This is a genomic window from Pseudomonas sp. BP01, from assembly GCF_022760795.1.
In the GTDB taxonomy this organism is placed as follows: Bacteria; Pseudomonadota; Gammaproteobacteria; order Pseudomonadales; family Pseudomonadaceae; genus Aquipseudomonas; species Aquipseudomonas putida_Q.
Genome location: NZ_JAFBKA010000084.1, coordinates 1 through 423, shown reverse-complemented (window position 1 = coordinate 423; position 423 = coordinate 1). Strand labels below are relative to the sequence as shown.

Genomic DNA, 423 nt, shown 5'->3' with positions numbered 1-423 from the left:
GCAGGCCCAGGCCGACCATGTTGCCGTGCTCGTCCAGCTCGATGGCGTAACGTTCGCCACCGTAGTCGCGGCTGGCGACCACGCGGTGGTCGGCGTTGTACTGCACTTGCAGCTCACGGCCGAGCACATCGGTGGCCCAGCTGGTGCGGCTGTCGAGGTCGTAGCGGAAGTGGTAATGCTCGCCGTCGCTGGTCCAGTGCTCGACCACGCGCGGCTTGTCGCCCAGGGTTTGCCAACGGTAGTGGCAGCCCAGGCCCAGGGCGTTGCTGTGGGTCACCATCAGGCCGTCGGCGTAACTGAAGCTGCGCACGGTGTCGCCGTTGCGGTTGATCACCGCGCTCAGCTGGCCGTGTTCGTCGTAGCGGTACTGGGTGAGCGTTTCGACCGCCTCATTGTTGACCACGCGCTTGATGTCGGTCAGGC

Annotated in this window: 1 pseudogene; it reads right to left on the bottom strand. The window is 66.0% G+C overall.

What is annotated here, in order from left to right:
• Window positions 1–423, bottom strand: a pseudogene (locus tag JOY50_RS28575) (type IV secretion protein Rhs); the annotation flags it as partial.